Genomic DNA, 18,857 nt, shown 5'->3' with positions numbered 1-18,857 from the left:
AAAAATCCCCAATTTTTCAACGTTTTCTTCTGCGCCGAAGGGTTTATTGGGTTTTTCATTCTCCCATTAGCTCCATTATTTCTTTTAGAAGTTCGTCTCCTTTCGGCAGAATGACGCTGCCGCCTCTGCCATGCTGGGATCTGACAAATCCCAGTCCCGCCAGCTTGCTCAGACAGGTTCTGATTTCCGTTTCCGTATAGAGGAAACCCTTTTCCTGCAAAATCGTCTCTAGCTGACGTCTGCCGATTTTTTTCTGAGCCGCTGCCGCCTCCTGCAATGCCAGCAAAATATTGGCAATCAGGACCCTGTCATTCCACCAGCCGAAGATAACATCACGGAATTCTCCTTTTAAACCATCGTAAGTCTTCAGTTTTACTGCGGCAGCAGATACTTTTTGCTCCGGAACCATAAAGACCGAAACCGGTAAGTCACCTGTTTCAATATGTCGCTTGCCGAGACTTTCCAAATACTCTATGACATTTTTCAGTTCCCTGATGTTTCCGTTCCAGCGGTGAGAGCGTAGACGTTTTGACGCTTCATCGGAGAAAGTCAACTCCTTCCCCATGGTTTCCATAAAGACATCTATCAAAAACGGAATATCCTCTTTTCGCTCTCTCAGAGGCGGGATGTTCAGCGGCAGAACATTGATTCGATAGTACAAGTCCTCCCTGAATTCTTTTCGTTCCACCAATTCCAGAAGATTTTTATTGGTGGCGGCAATAATGCGCACGTCAATATCGATCAGCTTTGATGAACCGATTCTCGTCACCGTCTTTTCTTCCAGGACTCGAAGCAGTTTGCTCTGCAGCGCCAACGGCATCTCCCCGATTTCATCGAGAAAAATCGTCCCCTGGTGAGCCAGTTCAAAATAACCGATTTTACCGCCTTTCCTCGCCCCTGTAAAAGCCCCCTCCTCATAGCCGAACAGTTCGCTTTCTAAAAGATGCTCAGGAATGGCGGCGCAATTGAGAGCAACAAAATTCCGTTTGCTCCTGCTGGACCCATTGTGGATGCTCTGGGCAAAGACCTCCTTGCCAGTGCCCGATTCGCCTATGATCAACACCGAGGAGTCCGATTTTGCCATGCGCTCTGCCACCTTTACACTCTCTCGAATCTGACTGCTGACGCCGACAATATCATCAAAAGTATATCTGGCACCGTGGCCAATCCTGGCAATCTGCGCACGAATGCCGTGCTGCTTTTCCTCTGTTTCCTCAAAGTTCTTCAAGGTGATAATGTTCCCCGTATATCTGTCATCAGAGATGATCGGACTCACATTGACGACGATGTCTTTGCCATCGACGACAATGACTTTATCCGAAGTCACCTCCGCTTCCATTCTAATAGGAAAATCAGGCAGCAGCTCATCGGTGTTAAAACCGTCGATTTCCGTCTTCAGAATACTGCGCGCTTTTTTGTTGCTGAGCAGTACGACACCCGACGCGTCAGTCAAAATGATACCATCCTCAATCAGTTCCACGAGGGTCTTAATCTGTTCGTTCTTATCCTTTGTATCACTGAGAACGCGGTCAATACCGAAAGAGGCCGTCACAAAACGCTTTCGCGCCTCCTTCGCTTGTCGTGAGCCGAAGATGTCATCGATGCCCATTTTGTTCGCCAGTTCTACAATGCAGTTGATGTCAACAGGCCGTCCTCCGATGTCAATAATCCGCTCCATATCCGCCGGTATCATTGTCATCTCATCAGGCGTGACCGCTGTTTTGATGCTCCGGTCTCTGTTTTCTTCATCACCGTAATAGGGCACAAAATCGAAGTCCCGATAGCCCAGCTCATAGATCTGTGCGATGACCTGCATACACATCTTGTAGTCCACATTGACCATCAGGACTTTCTGGTGCCGCGGCACTTGTGAAAGCCTGGCCAAATTATCGCGGCTGACGGCAAAGCTGATGACCTGTGTCAAAGCGTGTTCCTTCATCTTCGGCTGTACCTTTCGAAATACGGTCAGCGCCGACATGACCACAAACTCCTCTGGAATCTCCTCCATGTGTTCGATTTCTTCCTCTGCATATGCGTGAATTTCGGCGTATGCAGAAAAATACTGTTCTAAGTCTGCCTTGATAAAGGCGGCAAAATCTTTATGTACAGCTACTACAGCAATGGTTTTCATCATCGTTACCTCTCCTTCGATCTTTGTACTCATTGTACCAAAGAACCTTTTAGAAAGGCAACGCCTTTTCACTTTCTTTCGAGACATCGGCAATATTCTGCCATTTCACTGCCTGTAGCAAACCACACGCCGCCCAGGCTTTCCATGTAGTCCAGCAGATCTTCCAATAGACTGATTCTTCCCGGTGCGCCAATGGCAGCCGGGTCCAACTGCAGCACATAGCACAGTCCGTATTCGTGGCAGCCGTAAAACTCATCACACCAGTTGTTCAATACTCCCGTATAATTTGCAATTCTTCCCTGTCCTGCCGGAAATGCCGGGTGATAGTTGAAAGCAAAATAAGGCAAATCATAATTGACCCAATGTACGGGGATTTCGAGAAGTGTCTCTCCATTCCCCAAGTCTTTGTTATACGGTCTGTCGTCGTCACAGAGATTGCTGGAATATTCCATGCCGCAGCTTTTAGCAATTCTCAAAGTCTCCAAGGTCAGTTCTCCTTCCGGACTGCGAAATCCCCTGGGCGTAATACCACAGATTTTCTCTATGGATTCAATCCCCCTTTTTATGGCATCTGTCTGTTCTTCAAGGCTGAGCAGCGCCATGTTCTCGTGTCTGTACCCCATGGCAGCAATTTCATGACCTTTATCCCGGATGGTCAAAAGCTTCTCGCTATATTTTTCCGCAACCCAGCCCGGGGTAAAAAAGGTCGCTTTGATGCCCCGTTCCTCCAATACATCGAGAATCCGCTTTACGCCTCTAGTCATCCCGTACTGGCCAAGGGATAACGTCTTAGGCATATTAGTGCAAGAAGGATCCAGCTGCAGCCAGAAGAGTTCTGCATTGAGGTTTATGGTGATCATGGCCGCACAGCAGCTGCCTGCAGGCCATTTTGGTCGTTCTAATCTCATCTTATTCCACCTCTCTTTTCCAATGATGTTCTCTGTACCAATCAGCGATTTCACTGCCTGTAGCCGCCCACACGTCATCTCGTCCTGTAATTTCAGCCAGAAGATGATCCAAGATCTGAATCCTCCCCGGAGAGCCGATAATCTGAGGATGACTCATATAGGAAATACACAGACCCTCTCTGTGGTGTCCGCGAAATTCTCTCATAAAGTTATCTTCCACATTCCGATAGCAGGAAATTCTGTCCAGGCCTGCCGGTTCAGCCGGATACATGTGATAGGCCATTGCCACATAGTCATCTACTTCCCACTTGGTCGGTATTTCGATAAAATCTGTTTCCTCGCCGTCGATGACAGTCCGATAGGGTCTGTCGTCACCCCGCATGGAACTTGAATAGCGAAACCCTCTTTCGTATAAAAGCTTTGGTGTCTCCTCCGCCCAATCTCCTGAGGGCGTGCGAAATCCCTTTACCTCATATCCGATCAATTCCTTGAAAATCTTCTGCGATTTTTCAATAATCTCAATCTGCTCCTCTGGAGTCTGTCCTGCAAACCGTTCATGGGCATAACCGTGATGTCCGATTTCATGTCCTGCCTCTGCGATTCGCAGAACTACTTCTGGATATCTCTCCGCTGTAAGTCCTGGCACGAAAAACGTCGCCTTTACGCCATACTGCTCCAGCTTGTCGAGAATTCTGTCTACGCAGCGTTTAGGACCATATTGTCCTACCGATAAGGATTTGATATATTTGTCTCCATTGGGAAGGCCTCGGTTTCCATTCTCCCAAGTGGTATCACCGTCCACATCAAAAGTGAACATGACCGCGCTTCTTTTGCCCTCTGGCCACTTTATTCTTTCCATTTTTCACTCCTTTTTGATCTTTCATCTGTATCCGTCAGATATAAACGCAAACAGTGTGCCAAGTGATGGAAATAGTGGATTTATTGGAATTTCAATGATTATTTCGATTCCTTTAAAAAAGCGTACAGAAGAGGCAGGAAAATAGGTTAATGATTCGCCTGATTAACGCAGCAACCAGCGTTTTTCAGTAAAACCATGATTATGATTCAAGCGAAGTTACCAGGAAAATATATGATTTCATATTGACTTTTCATCTGCTCAGTGGTATTATTGTATTAAGCAATTAATACAATAATACCACTGGAAGGAGCTATGTCATGAAAGCATTTATCAAACGACATCCGCTTTCTGTCGGCGTCACACTTTTCATTCTGATTTCTCTGCTCTTTGCCTTTGCCGCATATAAAACCGTAACTCTGAGCTACAGCCAAAAAGAGATTCTTAAGAGTATCCCCTGGTCTCTGGAACCCACAGATCAGTATGACTGGATTACCGCAGGAGAAAATCCGGGCCAGTTCGAGGCCTATGACGAGGAGAAATGGTTTCTCATTGATGCCACAGGACGCGTTCTGAAAGAGATTCCCGATGACGGAAACCTGGGCGAGGGACTTTTCCTATTTGAGAAAGAAGACCTTTGCGGTGTCAAAGATGCCAGCGGCAAGGTTGTCATCGAAGCGAAATACCGTTCCATAGAAGAGTTCCATCACGGATACGCCATCGCTTGGGACGGCTCCCGCCACAGGCTGCTGAACCGGGACGGCAGCCAGCTCCTTGCAAACGAAGTGATCTCGGCTATTTCTTATATCAAAGGCGGCAAGTATTTTGTCAATGGCAGTACCCACTATATCCTGGACGTCTCTACCGGAGACAAAACGCCGCTGCCATCAAAGGTTCTCGGTATCACGACGGACGACAATGGCAGTTACATGGCCAGGCTCCCTGATGATACCTACTGTTATCTGACAGATGCCTTTGCCATTCCCCAAGGGGCGGTTTTGTACAAAACGCTTCCAGAATTTTCAGAGGGTCTCGCCTACGTCGAGCGTTATGACGATTTAATCGTGGACGAAAAACATAATGTTCCTCTTACTCGTGGTCACGCACGGATCTGCGGATACATGAATGAATCTCACGAAATCGTTCTGCCCCTTGCGTACAAAGACATCAAAAGAGCTTGTCCCTTTGCAGAGGGTAAGGCTTTGATCTATTCTGATAAAAAAATCATCTGCATTGACACCAAAGGCAAAACCCTGTTTGTCCTTGAAGACTGCAGCAACAGCGATCCATTAGATACTCGTTTCACAGGCGGCTACGCATCATTGTCACTAGACGGCAAAAAAGAAGGCATCATTGATGAAGAAGGGAAATTCATCTTTGAACCAATCTTTGATTCTGTAGGTAGAATCAACGCAGGTTACGCTGCGGTTAGGTACAAAGAACAATATGGAATCATAAACCTGAAAGAAGGGATTTAAATGCTCAGTAAAGCAATCTCGCTCAATTTAAAAATCGGAAAAGATGACTTCTCAAAAGCTATAGGCATTTCCGCAGCAGGTTACGCTCTCGCAAGTCTCGCCGGAGGAATTCCCCTTGCAATCAGCCTCATCATAGTTACGGTCTTCTGCATCAAAGGACTGAATTGCATCTTCAGCACATCTTTGTTTGATAATCAGGGGACTTTCTATATGGCCCTGCCGTTGTCCGAAAAGGAAATCGTCCTCAGCAAAGTCGCGGCTGGGAGCATCTACATGCTTCTCTTGGATCTAGTATCTGTGTCGGCGATTTTTGCCATCACTATCCTTTCATATCTCATCGGTCTGGACGTTACAGAGATCCTGATGAGTCCTCTGCAGCAATATATGGACCTCCATATGACCGCAGGACAGATTGCCGTTCTCATGGGTCTGTCCCCTCTGAAGATGCTCCTGCAGCAGGTGTTCTTCTGTTCCTTCGCCATGGCGGCCCTGTTGTCCTTCAACTTGATCAAGCCCGGCAAGCTGTCCGTTGTCGCGTGGCTGGTCATCTTCGGAATCAATGCTGCTGTCAGCTCTGGTATAACGGCTGTAACCGGCAAACTCGTAGGATCGGGGTTCAATATCTTTCTTCTGGAGGGGCTGACCGATATTTTGTACGTCGTGGTCATCGCGGTCCTGCTATCTTACAGTAGTAAAGCTTTATGCAGTAAGTACAATATTTGATTGGAGGGGCGTCAAAATGAAGATATTTATAAAAAATCATTTACTCATCATCATCCTGATTTTCTTTGTCGGCATATCAGGTTTGTCGGCATGGGCCGGCTGCAAAACGTCTACCGCCTATTACGAGGAGCGTTCTTCTGTCATGGCTTTATCTTGGAGCCTCAAGCCGACAAAGAGCTACTCCGATCTCTATTTCGGCACGGCCGCCGGCTCCTTCCTGACATCAAAAGGCGACGATCTGCTCCTTATCGACGCCGCCGGAAAGCCGATCAAGCGGATAAAGAATGCGGAATACAGCCTGGGTGACGGATTATACGAGTATACAGAAAATGACCAATACGGAATCAAGGACGAGGACGGCAACATCGTCGTCAAAGCGATATACAACAACGTAGAACCTTTTCTGAGCGGATACACCATTGCTACGGACAGTACCGGAAGCCCTCGTCTGTTGGACAAAAAAGGCCACACTATCTTTTACGACAAATCCGCAAACGAAATAATCCATGTCGACGGCACCACGTACCTGATCAAAACGAATGGCACATCCACCGACATGTATCTCTTTGATGCGGTCACAGGAGAAAAGAAAAAAGTACCATCAACGATCTCAGATCTGGAAAGTGACGATAACGGCGGCTATCTAGCCTATCTTTATGAAGGAGGACATTGTTTTCTCAAGGATGACTTTACTCTGGCCGAAGACACAAAGCTATACAAGACTGTCGGTGAATTATCAGAGGGTCTGCGGTATGCAGAAATCTTTGAGGGACAAAACGCGGATAAGATCAGTAAGGACTTTGACGAAAATACGACAAAGACCACTTGCGGCTATATCGACGAAAAAGGCAAGCTCATAATCAAATTGCCTTATTATACCACCGACAGAGCAAACCCATTCTCGGAGGGCAAATCCCTAGTCTACGCTAATAGCGAAATACGATGTATCGACAAAACAGGAAACATTCTCTTCAACTTGAAAACACATTATAAAAATGATTATTGGTTTCTATATGAGACAGTATTCGCAGGAGGCCTCGCCCCGGTTACCCTGGACGGCGTTCACTATGGATTTATCAACGAGAGAGGAAAATTCGTCATCGCGCCGTATTTTACCGATGCCACAGAAATAGAAGACGGACGTTCCATCGTAAAGTACAGAGACGCTTACGGAATCCTGAACCTAAAGGAGGCGATGTAAATGCTCAGTAAAGGAATCAACCTGAACCTGAAAATCGGCAGAAGCGATTTTTCTAAAGCAATCGGATTTTCCATCGCCGGCTGGACTTTATCTATTCTCCTGGCCAAAGCGATGACGGCGCTGATCGGTCCTCTGGTGCTTTTGGTATGCTCCATTGCAACAATCGTCTTCAGCATCAAAGGGTTGAACAAAATTTTCAGCACCTCTCTTTTTAACGCGGAAGGCTCTTTCTATATGGCCTTGCCTCTTTCAGAGAGAGAGATCGTTATGAGCAAAGTTCTGGCAGGAAGCATCTACATGCTGCTGATCAGTTTGGTGGCTTTGGCTGCCTCCCTGGTCATGGTGCTGTTCTTTGATGTGGATGTCACCGACATCGGCGTCGAGGTACTGAAGGAATATCTGAATGCTGATGTACCGCCGATGCAAATCGGCATCCTTATGGGACTGCTCCCGCTTAAAATGCTGCTGCAGCAAGTATTCTTCTGCACTTTTGCATTTACCGTCTTGCTGTCCTTTCATTTAATCAAGCCGGACAAATTGGCAGTACCCGCATGGCTGGTCATCTATGGAATCAATTTCGCCATCACCACTGGCGCAGAGTTTCTTTGTAAAACGCTGTTGAAAAATGGTTTCAACAGTCTGCTTCTGGAGGGGCTGACCGATGGTTTCTATATCGTGGTCATCGCAGGACTTTTCACTTATTGCGTTAAAGCCCTAAACAGCAAATTTAACATGTAACAATCTATTGCATTATTTAAAAAGCAGATACGGTTTTGATGGCCGCATCTGCTTTTTATCTGAGGATTCCTCTCTCTCGAAAGGTTTCTATAACTTCCAGCAGCCTGATCCCTTCGTGATTGATCACACTGCCGCCTCGCCCCTTCGGCGACCTGATAAAACCATAAGAAGACAGTTTTGTCAAGGCCTTGCGAACTTCGCCTTCTGTATAAACACCGCCACTGCTGTTGACCTTATCCAATAGCTTCTGCCTGCCATAACGTTCACTCTGTTCCAAAGACTGCCGAAGCTGACGCAGTACCGCGTAATAAAGTTCGATTTCCCGTCCTTCGTTGAGGATAAACTTGTCGATTATGGTGGAGGCTTCTCCACCTGCGTTTCCGCCTCTGTTCTCCTTCTGCCCGTACTTCAGCGGCGGAAGATCTTCCGCTTCGATATATTTTTTGCCTTTACTCCCTAAGAACTCCACCACATTTCTCAGCTCCCGGACATTTCCTCTCCAGGCATAGTGAATCAGAATATCCCCGCTTTCCGGACTCAGCTGCATGTTAGAATTCATGCGTTCAGCGAGGGAATAGAAGATTGGAAGCACGTCCTCCCTTCTCTCCCGCAGCGGAGGAATTGACAATGGCAGCACGTTGAGTCTGTAGTAGAGGTCTTCTCTGAATTCTCCCCGTTCTACCAATTGAAACAAATTTTTATTAGTCGCTGAGATGATCCGCACATCCACATCGATGTTCCTGCTGCCGCCTACGCGCATGACTTTACGTTCCTCCAGGACTCTGAGCAGTTTAGATTGCAGCTGCAGGGGCATCTCTCCAATTTCATCGAGAAAGATAGTCCCTCGATGCGCCAATTCAAAGAATCCCATTTTGCCGCCCTTTTTCGCGCCGGTAAAGGAACCCTCCTCGTAGCCGAACATCTCGCTTTCCAACAGGTTCTCCGGTATGGCCGCACAATTCACAGCGACAAAATTATATTTCCTTCTGGCAGAGGCGTTATGGATGCTCTGCGCAAACATCTCCTTCCCCGTACCGCTTTCACCGATGATCATCACCGCTGCTTCGGATGCCGCAATCTGCCTTGCGTCGGCGATCGCTCTTCTGATTGCATCACTTTCCCCTAAAATATCTTCAAAATGATATCTGGCAGCATGACTGGCTTCATTGAGTTTGGCTCTCATGCCATGCTGCTTTTCCTCTGCCTCTTCAAAGTCTGTTACGGTGATGATATGTCCCGCCATTTCATCGCCCGAGCGGATTTCTACTGCCGATACGATCAAATTCGCCCCAGGCGTTTTGGCCAGCCGTTCTTTGGTGGAGTTTACATCCAGCTCCGGCAGCACTTCTTCAATATGAAACCCCTGCAAGACCTTCGATCGTTCCGCCAGAAGCTTCTGCGCTTTTTCATTGGACAAGTAGATTCTGCCCGTCGAGTCTGTGATGATGATGCCTTCGTTCATCAGCTTAATCAGTGTGTTCAGCTTATCGGTCATACTCGCTTTGTCGCCCATCAGCTTATCCATACTGGAATTGATGTAATAATATTCTTTTCTCGCCTCATTGGCTTCTCTGGCAGCAAATTCTTCGTAGACTCCCAGTTTATCCGCTATGTTATAGAGGCTGTTCATATCTACAGAACTCTCCCCTACGTTGTAGACCTTTGTGATTCCTGCTGGGACCAGATGCGCCTCGTTGGGCGTGATTGCCACATCGATGTCGTGGTCGTAATCCCCTTCTCCATAGTAAGGAACCAGTTCCAAGTCACGGATTCCTGCATCATACATACAGGTAATCGTATGCATGCAGCTTCTGTTGTCAAAATTGACCAGCAGAGCCTTGGTTCCGCTCGGGATTTCCTTTAAGGGTTCCATCTGTCTTTTACTCAGGGACAAGGAGAGAACGATGATTTCTGACGCTTCACTGATTTTCTGCCTGACTTGCTGAAAGATGTTAAAGGCCGAAAGCAGGACAAAGTCCTCTTCTATCAGTCCCGCCTTTTCAATTTCAGCGATGGAATAAGAAACGAATTGAGCATACCGGTTCATATATTTGGCTACGTGATTCATCAGAAAATCTGCATATTCCTTTTCCGTCGCTACGACTGCAATTCGTTTCATAATCGCAAATCCTTTCTTTTATTTCAGCTTAAATCCCTGCTTTTCCAAAACATCTTTTAAAAACGGCCTCTGGGGTTTTTCCACAAAGTCCGACATCTGCATGGACCAGGTTTCATCTCGTTTCCCGCCAGTTCTATCGATATAATACTGTCTGATTACTTCGTCGTAGGCTCTGATCTGTTCTTCCTCTCCGTCAATATGATACTTTTCTTCTTTGAATATGACGTCAAGGGGCAGCCTCGGCTTTGCCGCCTCGTCTGTCTGCTCTTCCGGATACCCTAAAACCATGCCGAACAGCGGATATACTCCCTGCGGAATATCAAGCAGTTCCATGACCTTCGGCAGGTTATTTCTGATTCCGCCGATATAAGTGCAGCCCAACCCTTCTGATTCTGCTGCCAGCACTGCGTTCTGTGCTGCAATGGCGGTGTCCACCGATGCCATGAGAAAAGTCTCTGTGTATTCCATGTAGGCTTCTGGCGCTTTACGTTGATTCATTTCACTGGCCCGCAGCAGGCGGCTGACGTCGGCACAGAATACTAAAAACACGGGTGCATTTAAGATCGGCTTCTGGCTTGTCACTTCATTATAAAGGGTTTCTTTTGTCTTTTGATCATTGACCTTTATAATGGTATATGCTTGGATGAATTCCGATGTAGCAGCATGCTGTGCGCATCTGATCATTCTCTCCAAAAGCGCGTCTGACACCGGTTGATTCTTAAATTTCCTGACTGATTTATGGTTTACCATCAAGTTCTCCACTGCATTCATTTCTTTCTCCTCCATTTCACATTGCAAATTTCTTTTTCTTATAGGTATACTGTCATTATAAAGCAAACTTCATGCCACCATATTAATCTGCCTTTTTCCAAAGAAATTATCCTGGATCAGCGGAGGCAGATTGAGCTTTTAGGTTAATTCTTTTCCTAATTTTCCTTTTCTGTTCGATTCTCTCTTGCTTTATTTCTCAGGAAGACCCTTACAAAGGTCAACTTTCAAAGATTTTTGACTTCTAAGATATTTTGGCACAGAAATTGCTTTTCTTAAGTCATGTAAAAAACGAGTGCGTGATGGAGCATCGCTCCCATGCATAAAAAGTGACACGTGCATCACTGGAATATAACTTAGGAATATTTTACAACATTATAAGAAAGAAAGGAATATGCAAAATGAGTACATCAAGCAAAAAAGTCACAAAGCCGCAGGCTTTCTTCATGCTGATCTTAGGAATTGTCCTCGTAGTTGTCGGCTTTTTAGTCACAGAAGACGCTGATGCTGTCATCCTATTGTCCGTTGGAGCCTTACTGTCCGTCATCGCTGTCATCTTCGGAACGAAGTACAGTGATATTCAGTCCACCATTATCACACTGGTCAAAAATATGATCATGCCGATTCTGATCATATTTTCAGTAGGCATGATGATCGGCACCTGGGTCCTATCCGGAACAGTACCTATCATGGTATATTACGGAATACAAGTTATCAGCCCATCCCTGTTCTATTTCCTGACCTGTCTGATCTGCACCATCATGGCCCTGATCATGGGATCCTCCTGGGGCACCATCAGTACCGTAGGTATCGCATTTTTAGGCATGGCCTCTGGTCTGGGCATGTCGCCGGTCATTACAGCCGGTGCCATTGCCAGCGGGGCTCTCTGCGGAGACAAGCTGTCTCCAATGTCAGATTCCCCTAACGTATCCACTGCAGTATCCAAGGTGAACCTCTTTGAAGGCTGCATCCATGCGGCAAAGACTTCTCTGCCTGCACTGGTTATCTGCCTGGTTTACTTCCTGATACTTGGATTTAACAACGATGCTGCCGGTGCGGGAACTGGAACAGAAGCATATGATACGATTGTGAATGGCCTCTCCTCTATTTACAGCCTGAATCCATTGCTGCTGCTTCCTCCTGTCGTCGTCATCGTACTGATCATCATGAAAAAGCCGATTCTTCCTACCTTTGCCGTAGGTATCGTCCTCGGAGCCATACTGTCCATGGTATTTCAGAGTGCATCCATCGGTGACGTTGCCAGTGTCATGATGAACGGGTATGGCGAAGCGTCCGGTATTGAAATCATCGACTCCATCATCCTCAGAGGCGGACTGGCAAGTTTCCTGGAAATCGCAGCGATTTTAATCGCAGCCTGCGTATTCGGCGCGCCGCTGCGGGCAGCTGGCGTTATCGATGCTCTGCTGGACTTAATCACTACCACATCTAAGAGTTCAAAGTCCATGGTCGTCAAAGTGTATGGCATGTGTCTGACCTTCTTCGTCATCACCGGCGGATACGATCTGACCTATGCCGCCCTGGGTCCTATGCTGCCAGACTTGTTCGATAAATACCACCTGCACAGAAAGAATTTATCTCGTATCTTGCAGGACTGCACCATCAGCTTATCGCCGATGATTCCTTGGGGCGGTATGGGCGCATTCTACGCGGCGACTCTCGGAGTTGCAAACTCAGACTTTTTCATCTATGCGCCGCTGACATGGCTCAGCACCCTGATTGGATTTATCTATGTCCTCACGGGATTCACTATGACCAAAGTCACAGATGAGGAGATTGCCGCACAAGATGCCGCATTAGAGGCCTAAGCCCATCCTAATTGAAAGTAAAAGAAGCTGCTGGCACGAGAATTTCTGTCGGCAGCTTCTTCTTTTATGTCTCAGGCGCTGTAGGTGACTGCCTGGGCTATTTTCTTTTGCGTTTACTTGAGACATTATCACAGATCAATCAGAACGTCTTGACAAAATTCTGTCACAATAGTATATTGCATCTTACAAAGGAGATGAGACATTGAACTTTTTAACACAGTACAAGGGTTTGCCAAAGCAGATATACATTCTTTCTATTTCCAGGGCGGTTATTTCTATGGGAATGATGTTTGTATATCCTTTTTTATCTCTGCTGTTGACCAGCAGACTGGGTTACACAGAAATTGAAGCCAGTTACATCGTTGTCGTGGCTTCCATCGCCAGCACCTTGGGAACTCTGGTCGGCGGAAAACTGTCTGATGAAATCGGGCGCAAGAAGGTCTATATCGCCGCTACCTTCGTCGTTATCATCACGATGGCAGTGGCTGGTTTTTTTGCATCCACGCACCTGGTGATTTTCTTCATCATCATCACCTATTTTGTTGCCAGCGCCATCTTGCCTACGGTATCGGCCATGATCTTCGACTGGGCGAATGAAAGCAACAAGACAGAATGTTTCTCTTTGATGTATTTATCAGGGAATATCGGAAGTGCTCTGGGACCTGTCATTGCCGGCATGTTATTCTACAGCCATATGCCGTGGATATTTTTCAGTATGTCCTTGATTTTCCTGATTACCTTTATTCTCGTTTTGTGCAGTGTACAGGATGTCTATATTCCCCACAAAAAAACGAAGCATTTGGAAAAGGTGAAGCAGGACAGTCAGCTTTCGATTGTTCTGCGGAATCCTGTTCTGCTTGTATTCACCATCTGTCTTGCCGTGCTGACACTCTGCTATATCAATTTGGACTTTATGCTGCCTCTGCAGCTTAGAGATCTGTTCGGTCTCAATGCGGGGTCAAAATACAGTTCACTGGTCTGGACCATCAATGGAGGCGTGGTCGTAGTCTGTACGCCGATCATCGTTTCTTTTACAAAGAAAAAGCATCCCCTGTTCAACATCGGTTTTGCCTGCCTCCTCTACGCCGCAGGTTTCTCACTCTATGGATTCTCCAGCAGTATCCTGATTTATATGATGGCAGTGGTCATCTGGACCAGCGGAGAAATCTTGATTTCCACCTGTGCAGGCATCTACATAGCCGACCAGTCACCGGAAACCCACAAAGGCCGCAGTATGTCTCTCTACGAGTTTTCTAGAGGTCTGGGCAGACTGACCGGCCCCGTATTCACCGGATGGCTGCTGCAGTCCCATACCTATACACAGACCTGGTTCATGATTGCCGCCATCTGTCTGGCTGTGGATGCAGTCATCTGGTTCCTCTATCGAAAAAGGAATAGTTAAACCCGTGGAAATGACGGATAAGAAGCTCTCAAATCTCATTCGGAGAGCTTCTCACCTATGGAAGATGAGGACAGCCTTGACGTAGACTATTTCTTACTTATAGGTCCAACAAATTTTTAAATCCGGCAAAAGTGCCATAAATGTGCGGATTTAGATGTTTTATGGCAGATTTCTGTTTTCATCCGCCCTTCCGGACAGCAAAAATGCATTTGTTCGTAACATTTACGCTTCAAAATCGCATTTTTTATAAAGTTTTATTATTATATAGTTTTCTATTCCCTTTGCGTTTTTTCCATTTTTTGGATAAACAGTCAAAAAATCAGCTTCATTTCTCAAAAAAGTGCCATAAATGTGCGGATTTAGGTCCTTTAAGGCAATTTTACCCGTTTTATTTCTTACTTAAATAAAAAACTGCAAAGTCAGTCCAACTTTGCCCCAGTATCTTGAAATACCTCCGATAAAACAGTATAATGAAAATATAGAATATTCGGTATCATTTTAAAACATATGGAGGAATGATAGCATGATTCTCACAAAAGGACAACAGGCACTGCTTGACGGCGCGCAAGGCGAAACCATGGCAAAGATTGTCAAAACCCTTGTCATGTACGGCGAAGCCTTCGGCGCTGAGAAAATGGTTCCAATTACAAACGAATACGGCCATACCGTCATCAGCTTCGGCATCGGCGTCATGACGCCGGTCTACGAACTGTACGATCGGCTTCTGTCCGCTCAAGCTGTCAGCAAACAGAAATTCTCAGCAGATCCAAGACCCCTGGACAAAAACGTCCCCTCGTCTTTTCTGCAGAACATCGTCTTCAAGTTCATGTACAGCCAGCAGGAGCATTACGAAGAACAGCTGCGCAAACTGGGGCTCTTAAGTGAGGATGCCTATACTTGCGCCTGCTACCTGCCAGAAGTCGGTAATGTGCCAAAAAGGGGCGAAATCCTCTCCTGGGCTGAATCTTCCGCAGTGGTCTATGCAAATAGCGTTCTCGGTGCTAGATGTAACCGGAACTCCGGCATCATCGAACTGATGGGTTCTATCGTCGGATTCGTTCCCGAATTCGGACTTCTGACCGACGATGGACGCAAAGCCGACTGGATCGTGGAAATCCGCACGGAAAAGATGCCGGAAGCGCAGATTCTAGGCTCCGCCATCGGCATGAAGGTCCTGGATCAAGTGCCGTACATCAGAGGATTGGACAAATGGATCGGTTCTACATTAGACGATGCCGCCTGCGCCTACCTCAAGGACTTTGGCGCTGCCACTGCGTCCAACGGCTCCGTCGGGCTTTATCATGTCGAGAACTTAACCCCGGAAGCCGTAGACTACGGCGAAGAACTGATTCGCGAAAATGCCCCGGTTTACATCATCGACGATGCAGAACTAACGCGGGTAAAGGACAGCTACCCCTGCATCTGGAAAGACCCGGATGCCAAACCAAAGCTCTGTTTCATGGGCTGTCCTCACATGACCCTGGCACAGCTGAAAGACTGGACAGAACGTGTCGAAGAGGCACTCAAGGCTTGCGGGAACAAAAAAGTGCAGATTCCAACGGTCTTCACTTCTGCGCCCGGTGTTATCAGTGAATTCAAGGAAACAGAATACTATAAGAGACTGGAGCAGACAGGCATCATCCTCAGCTATATCTGCCCACTCATGTATATGAATAACCCACTCTCAAAGAAAATGCCCGTCATCACTTCGTCCAACAAGCTGCGCACCTATACCAGCGCCAGATTTTACACCGACGAAGAGATTTTGACGATGATTACCAAGGGGGTGCAATAATATGGCAAGAGAATTCAAAGGCCGCGTCGTCGCTCCCGGCAGTGTCACCGCCGAAGCCCTGGTTTCACACGGCGGGTTCAACACCCTGGCCAGCTACCAGATGGCTTTGATGTTCGGTGACAAAAATGTCAAATGCGGCGATCAGAATAACAGTGACCTCTACAAGAAATCCATGATCGGCAAGGCCCTCTGCCTTCCAGAAACCATCGGCTCGACCACCGGCGGCATGGTGCTCTATACAGCCTGTGCCATGGGGAAACAACCTGCGTGCATGCTTTTTTCTAAACCTATCGACTCCCTGGCGGCTTCCGGTGCAATCCTGGCAGCCAACTGGACTGACGCAGAGATGCCAGTCATTGACAATCTGGGAGAAGCGTTTTTAGACTACATCAAAGATGGCATGACGGTCACCGTTGCCACAGACGGCAGCGTAACCGTTGAGTAAAAAACGAGTGCATAACGGAGCGTCACTCCTATGCACTCATGTCGCCCGCAAGGGGCGACGCTTCGTAAGGTACGTTCTTTGAAACATACGGAAATACGTCCTTTGGACGATATTTCCTATGTTATAATAAAAAGATAGCCATTATACGACTAACGCCGTTCCACTCACTTCGTTTACGGGGCGTGGTCGTCAAGTGCCACGCGCTAAAGCGCTGCACTTTTGACCGGGGACCTACCGGCGATTCCGCTTCACGAAATCGGGTTAGGTCTCCCAAAGCATAAGGTCTGTCTAGCTGCTCACAGCTCACAGGACAGACCATTATACCATTAAGGAGGACGGAATGAAACAAGAATATGAACCTTTATTTACGCCATGGAAAATAGGCAATGTGGAGATCAAGAACCGCATCGTCATGTGTTCTATGGGAGGTACTTCCATTTTCGGATGGATGGAACCCAACCACTTTGACAAAGAAGCCGCTAATTTTCTGCTGGAGCGGGCAAAGAACAACGTAGGGCTGATACTGCCCGGCATCGCGCCAATCAGAGATACCATGGGCGGCAAATGGCTCTACCAGAACAAGGGGAAATTCAAACAGCTGAAAGAATTCATGGATGAATTCCACAAGACCGGTGCCAAGCTCTTTATCCAGCTGACTGCCGGCATGGGACGTTCTATGGCAGTCAACGACCTGATGGTCAAAATGATGAAGAACAAAGTCTTCGGATTCCTCGGTAAACCAATTTTCAACATGGACTACATCTGCGCCAGCGCTTCGGCAACAGAAAATCGTTGGGCTGACGGCGTCTATTCCAGACCTTTTACCATAGAGGAGATTCACCAGGTTGTGGACGCCTTTGCCAAGACTGCCAAGCTGTGCATGGATGCCGGCGTAGACGGAGTCGAAGTCCATGCTGTCCACGAAGGTTATATGTTGGATCAATTTACCATGAAATACACCAATCAGAGGACTGACGAATACGGCGGTTCCTTTGAAAACAGATACCGCTTCCCTGTAGAAATCGTGCAGGCGATCAAGAAATCCTGCGGCGACGACTTCCCTGTCTCTCTGCGTTATTCTGTCATTTCCAAGACCAAAGGGTTCCGCATGGGCGCGGTTCCAGGTGAGGAGTACATAGAAGTGGGACGTGACATGTCCGAATCGGAGCAGGCAGCCAAATTCCTGCAGGATGCCGGCTATGATATGCTCAACTGTGATAACGGCACCTACGATGCCTGGTACTGGGCACATCCACCTGCCTATATGCCGGAAAACTGCAACCTGGCCGATGTCACCCACATCAAAGAATTCGTAGATATCCCGGTAGTCTGCGCAGGCAAGATGTCCCCTGCCGTCGGTGCAGAGGCGATTAAAGAAGGAAAACTAGACGGTCTGGGCGTCGCCAGACAGTTCCTCACCGACCCTGCCTGGGTCACAAAGCTGATAGAAGAGCGGGAAGAGGATATCAAGCCTTGCATCCACTGTCACAATGCCTGCTTTACCATGGCCAAGTATGAGGGTACACCGAACATCCAGGATTTGACCGATGCCATCCATATGGCTCGCTGCGCTTTGAACCCTCGCACCATGCAGTCAACAAAATACAAGATTGAAAAGACTTCTTCTCCGAAGCATATCGCCATCATCGGAGGCGGCATCGGCGGCATGGAATCGGCACTGGTTCTGACGGAGAGAGGCCACAAAGTGACGATTTACGAAAAGTCGGATCGTCTCGGAGGCGTATTCATTCAGGCTGCAGCACCGGTATACAAGGAACGCGACCGCGCGCTGATCGAATGGTATAGACGGGAGATTGCAAAGCATTCCATAGAAGTCAAGTTCAATACAGAAGTAAAAGATCCTCAGGAACTGAAGGCGGATGAAGTCATCATCGCTACCGGTTCCGTGCCAAATCGTCCGCCAATCAAAGGCCTCGAACATTCCATTGAGGCCACAGACTACCTCTCTGGCAAAGAAGTAGGAGATAATGTCATCATCATTGGCGGCGGACTGACTGGCTGCGAAATCGCCTATGACCTGATTCTCAAGGGCAAAAAGCCGCAGATCGTAGAAATGAAGAACGACCTGATTGCCGTCAAAGGCGTCTGCCTGGCAAACTCTTCCTTCCTGCGTGAAATGCTGGCCTTCAAGAAGACGCCGATCTATCTCAATACGACCCTTCTGGAAATCAAGGAAGGCGGCGTAACGGTCAAGGATCAGGACGGAAAGGTCTTTGATCTCACCGGTGACGATGTTATCGTTTCTGTCGGTTATAAACCTGCACCGCTGACCGGATCCGGAAAGCATGTTCACCTCGTGGGAGATGCCAACGGCGTAGGTAACCTGCGCAGCGTCATCTGGCGCGCATGGGACGTCTGCATGAAGCTGTAAAGCTTCTCTTTATAGAAAAGAACGAGCGAATCGGAAAATCCGATTCGCTCGATTAGTTTATAGAATTATTTGATT

At 47.4% G+C, this 18,857-nt stretch carries 14 protein-coding genes; 9 read left to right on the top strand and 5 right to left on the bottom strand.

Annotated elements, in window-relative coordinates; genetic code table 11:
• Positions 1-55: 55 nt before the first annotated feature.
• The 3 genes from ACMQ5W_RS02610 to ACMQ5W_RS02600 all read right to left on the bottom strand — a co-directional run bounded on the left by ACMQ5W_RS02610 (position 56) and on the right by ACMQ5W_RS02600 (position 3,898).
• Complete coding sequence (locus ACMQ5W_RS02610; protein WP_419023161.1) at positions 56-2,134, bottom strand: sigma-54 interaction domain-containing protein; 2,079 nt, start codon at positions 2,132-2,134, stop codon at positions 56-58.
• 65 nt (positions 2,135-2,199) lie between these two features.
• The gene (locus ACMQ5W_RS02605) at positions 2,200-3,039 is read right to left on the bottom strand and encodes a polysaccharide deacetylase family protein (RefSeq protein WP_419023159.1); all 840 of its coding nucleotides are present in this window, start codon (positions 3,037-3,039) and stop codon (positions 2,200-2,202) included.
• Between the two features lies 1 nt (position 3,040).
• Entirely contained in the window at positions 3,041-3,898 is an 858-nt protein-coding gene (locus ACMQ5W_RS02600) for a polysaccharide deacetylase family protein (protein WP_419023157.1), read from the bottom strand.
• Between the two features lie 317 nt (positions 3,899-4,215).
• On the opposite strand from ACMQ5W_RS02600, the gene ACMQ5W_RS02595 reads away from it, so the two are divergent.
• The 4 genes from ACMQ5W_RS02595 to ACMQ5W_RS02580 are packed head-to-tail and all read left to right on the top strand — an operon-like array spanning position 4,216 to position 8,035.
• Positions 4,216-5,373, top strand: coding sequence for a WG repeat-containing protein (locus ACMQ5W_RS02595; protein WP_419023155.1), 1,158 nt, complete (start codon positions 4,216-4,218; stop codon positions 5,371-5,373).
• Positions 5,374-6,096 carry a hypothetical protein gene (locus tag ACMQ5W_RS02590; RefSeq protein ID WP_419023153.1) on the top strand — a complete coding sequence of 241 codons (723 nt, stop codon included), beginning with the start codon at positions 5,374-5,376 and terminating at the stop codon, positions 6,094-6,096.
• Positions 6,097-6,112: 16 nt separating this feature from the next.
• The gene (locus ACMQ5W_RS02585) at positions 6,113-7,297 is read left to right on the top strand and encodes a WG repeat-containing protein (RefSeq protein ID WP_419023151.1); all 1,185 of its coding nucleotides are present in this window, start codon (positions 6,113-6,115) and stop codon (positions 7,295-7,297) included.
• Positions 7,298-8,035, top strand: a complete 738-nt coding sequence (locus ACMQ5W_RS02580; protein ID WP_148491455.1) for a hypothetical protein — start codon at positions 7,298-7,300, stop codon at positions 8,033-8,035.
• A 55-nt stretch (positions 8,036-8,090) separates the two neighbouring features.
• On the opposite strand, the gene ACMQ5W_RS02575 is transcribed toward ACMQ5W_RS02580, so the two are convergent.
• Positions 8,091-10,154, bottom strand: a complete 2,064-nt coding sequence (locus ACMQ5W_RS02575) for a sigma-54 interaction domain-containing protein (RefSeq protein WP_419023149.1) — start codon at positions 10,152-10,154, stop codon at positions 8,091-8,093.
• 18 nt (positions 10,155-10,172) lie between these two features.
• The gene (gene nfsA, locus ACMQ5W_RS02570) at positions 10,173-10,925 is read right to left on the bottom strand and encodes an oxygen-insensitive NADPH nitroreductase (protein ID WP_419023147.1); all 753 of its coding nucleotides are present in this window, start codon (positions 10,923-10,925) and stop codon (positions 10,173-10,175) included.
• Between the two features lie 398 nt (positions 10,926-11,323).
• On the opposite strand from nfsA, the gene ACMQ5W_RS02565 reads away from it, so the two are divergent.
• The 5 genes from ACMQ5W_RS02565 to ACMQ5W_RS02545 all read left to right on the top strand — a co-directional run bounded on the left by ACMQ5W_RS02565 (position 11,324) and on the right by ACMQ5W_RS02545 (position 18,782).
• Positions 11,324-12,748, top strand: coding sequence for a Na+/H+ antiporter NhaC family protein (locus ACMQ5W_RS02565; protein WP_419023145.1), 1,425 nt, complete (start codon positions 11,324-11,326; stop codon positions 12,746-12,748).
• Between the two features lie 202 nt (positions 12,749-12,950).
• Positions 12,951-14,150, top strand: coding sequence for an MFS transporter (locus ACMQ5W_RS02560; protein ID WP_419023143.1), 1,200 nt, complete (start codon positions 12,951-12,953; stop codon positions 14,148-14,150).
• 523 nt (positions 14,151-14,673) lie between these two features.
• Positions 14,674-15,945, top strand: a complete 1,272-nt coding sequence (locus tag ACMQ5W_RS02555; protein WP_148491450.1) for an aconitase X — start codon at positions 14,674-14,676, stop codon at positions 15,943-15,945.
• A gap of 1 nt (position 15,946) precedes the next feature.
• On the top strand, positions 15,947-16,390 hold the full coding sequence (locus ACMQ5W_RS02550) for an aconitase X swivel domain-containing protein (protein ID WP_419023141.1): 444 nt from the start codon (positions 15,947-15,949) through the stop codon (positions 16,388-16,390).
• A gap of 340 nt (positions 16,391-16,730) precedes the next feature.
• Positions 16,731-18,782, top strand: a complete 2,052-nt coding sequence (locus ACMQ5W_RS02545) for an FAD-dependent oxidoreductase (RefSeq protein WP_419023139.1) — start codon at positions 16,731-16,733, stop codon at positions 18,780-18,782.
• Positions 18,783-18,857: the final 75 nt, after the last annotated feature.

It is taken from the genome of Emergencia sp. (assembly GCF_048465375.1).
In the GTDB taxonomy this organism is placed as follows: Bacteria; Bacillota; Clostridia; order Peptostreptococcales; family Anaerovoracaceae; genus Senimuribacter.
Note: the sequence above shows the minus strand (reverse complement) of the source record. Positions and strands in the feature narration are given on the sequence as shown.

What these genes read in the sequence shown, in the direction of transcription:
- ACMQ5W_RS02600 (WP_419023157.1), bottom strand. Translation starts at nt 3,898, where the DNA reads ATGGAAAGAATAAAGTGGCCAGAGGGCAAAAGAAGCGCGGTCATGTTC.
- ACMQ5W_RS02610 (WP_419023161.1), bottom strand. Translation starts at nt 2,134, where the DNA reads ATGATGAAAACCATTGCTGTAGTAGCTGTACATAAAGATTTTGCCGCC.
- ACMQ5W_RS02575 (WP_419023149.1), bottom strand. Translation starts at nt 10,154, where the DNA reads ATGAAACGAATTGCAGTCGTAGCGACGGAAAAGGAATATGCAGATTTT.
- ACMQ5W_RS02605 (WP_419023159.1), bottom strand. Translation starts at nt 3,039, where the DNA reads ATGAGATTAGAACGACCAAAATGGCCTGCAGGCAGCTGCTGTGCGGCC.
- ACMQ5W_RS02590 (WP_419023153.1), top strand. Translation starts at nt 5,374, where the DNA reads ATGCTCAGTAAAGCAATCTCGCTCAATTTAAAAATCGGAAAAGATGAC.
- ACMQ5W_RS02565 (WP_419023145.1), top strand. Translation starts at nt 11,324, where the DNA reads ATGAGTACATCAAGCAAAAAAGTCACAAAGCCGCAGGCTTTCTTCATG.
- ACMQ5W_RS02580 (WP_148491455.1), top strand. Translation starts at nt 7,298, where the DNA reads ATGCTCAGTAAAGGAATCAACCTGAACCTGAAAATCGGCAGAAGCGAT.
- ACMQ5W_RS02555 (WP_148491450.1), top strand. Translation starts at nt 14,674, where the DNA reads ATGATTCTCACAAAAGGACAACAGGCACTGCTTGACGGCGCGCAAGGC.
- ACMQ5W_RS02550 (WP_419023141.1), top strand. Translation starts at nt 15,947, where the DNA reads ATGGCAAGAGAATTCAAAGGCCGCGTCGTCGCTCCCGGCAGTGTCACC.
- ACMQ5W_RS02585 (WP_419023151.1), top strand. Translation starts at nt 6,113, where the DNA reads ATGAAGATATTTATAAAAAATCATTTACTCATCATCATCCTGATTTTC.
- ACMQ5W_RS02595 (WP_419023155.1), top strand. Translation starts at nt 4,216, where the DNA reads ATGAAAGCATTTATCAAACGACATCCGCTTTCTGTCGGCGTCACACTT.
- nfsA (WP_419023147.1), bottom strand. Translation starts at nt 10,925, where the DNA reads ATGAATGCAGTGGAGAACTTGATGGTAAACCATAAATCAGTCAGGAAA.
- ACMQ5W_RS02545 (WP_419023139.1), top strand. Translation starts at nt 16,731, where the DNA reads ATGAAACAAGAATATGAACCTTTATTTACGCCATGGAAAATAGGCAAT.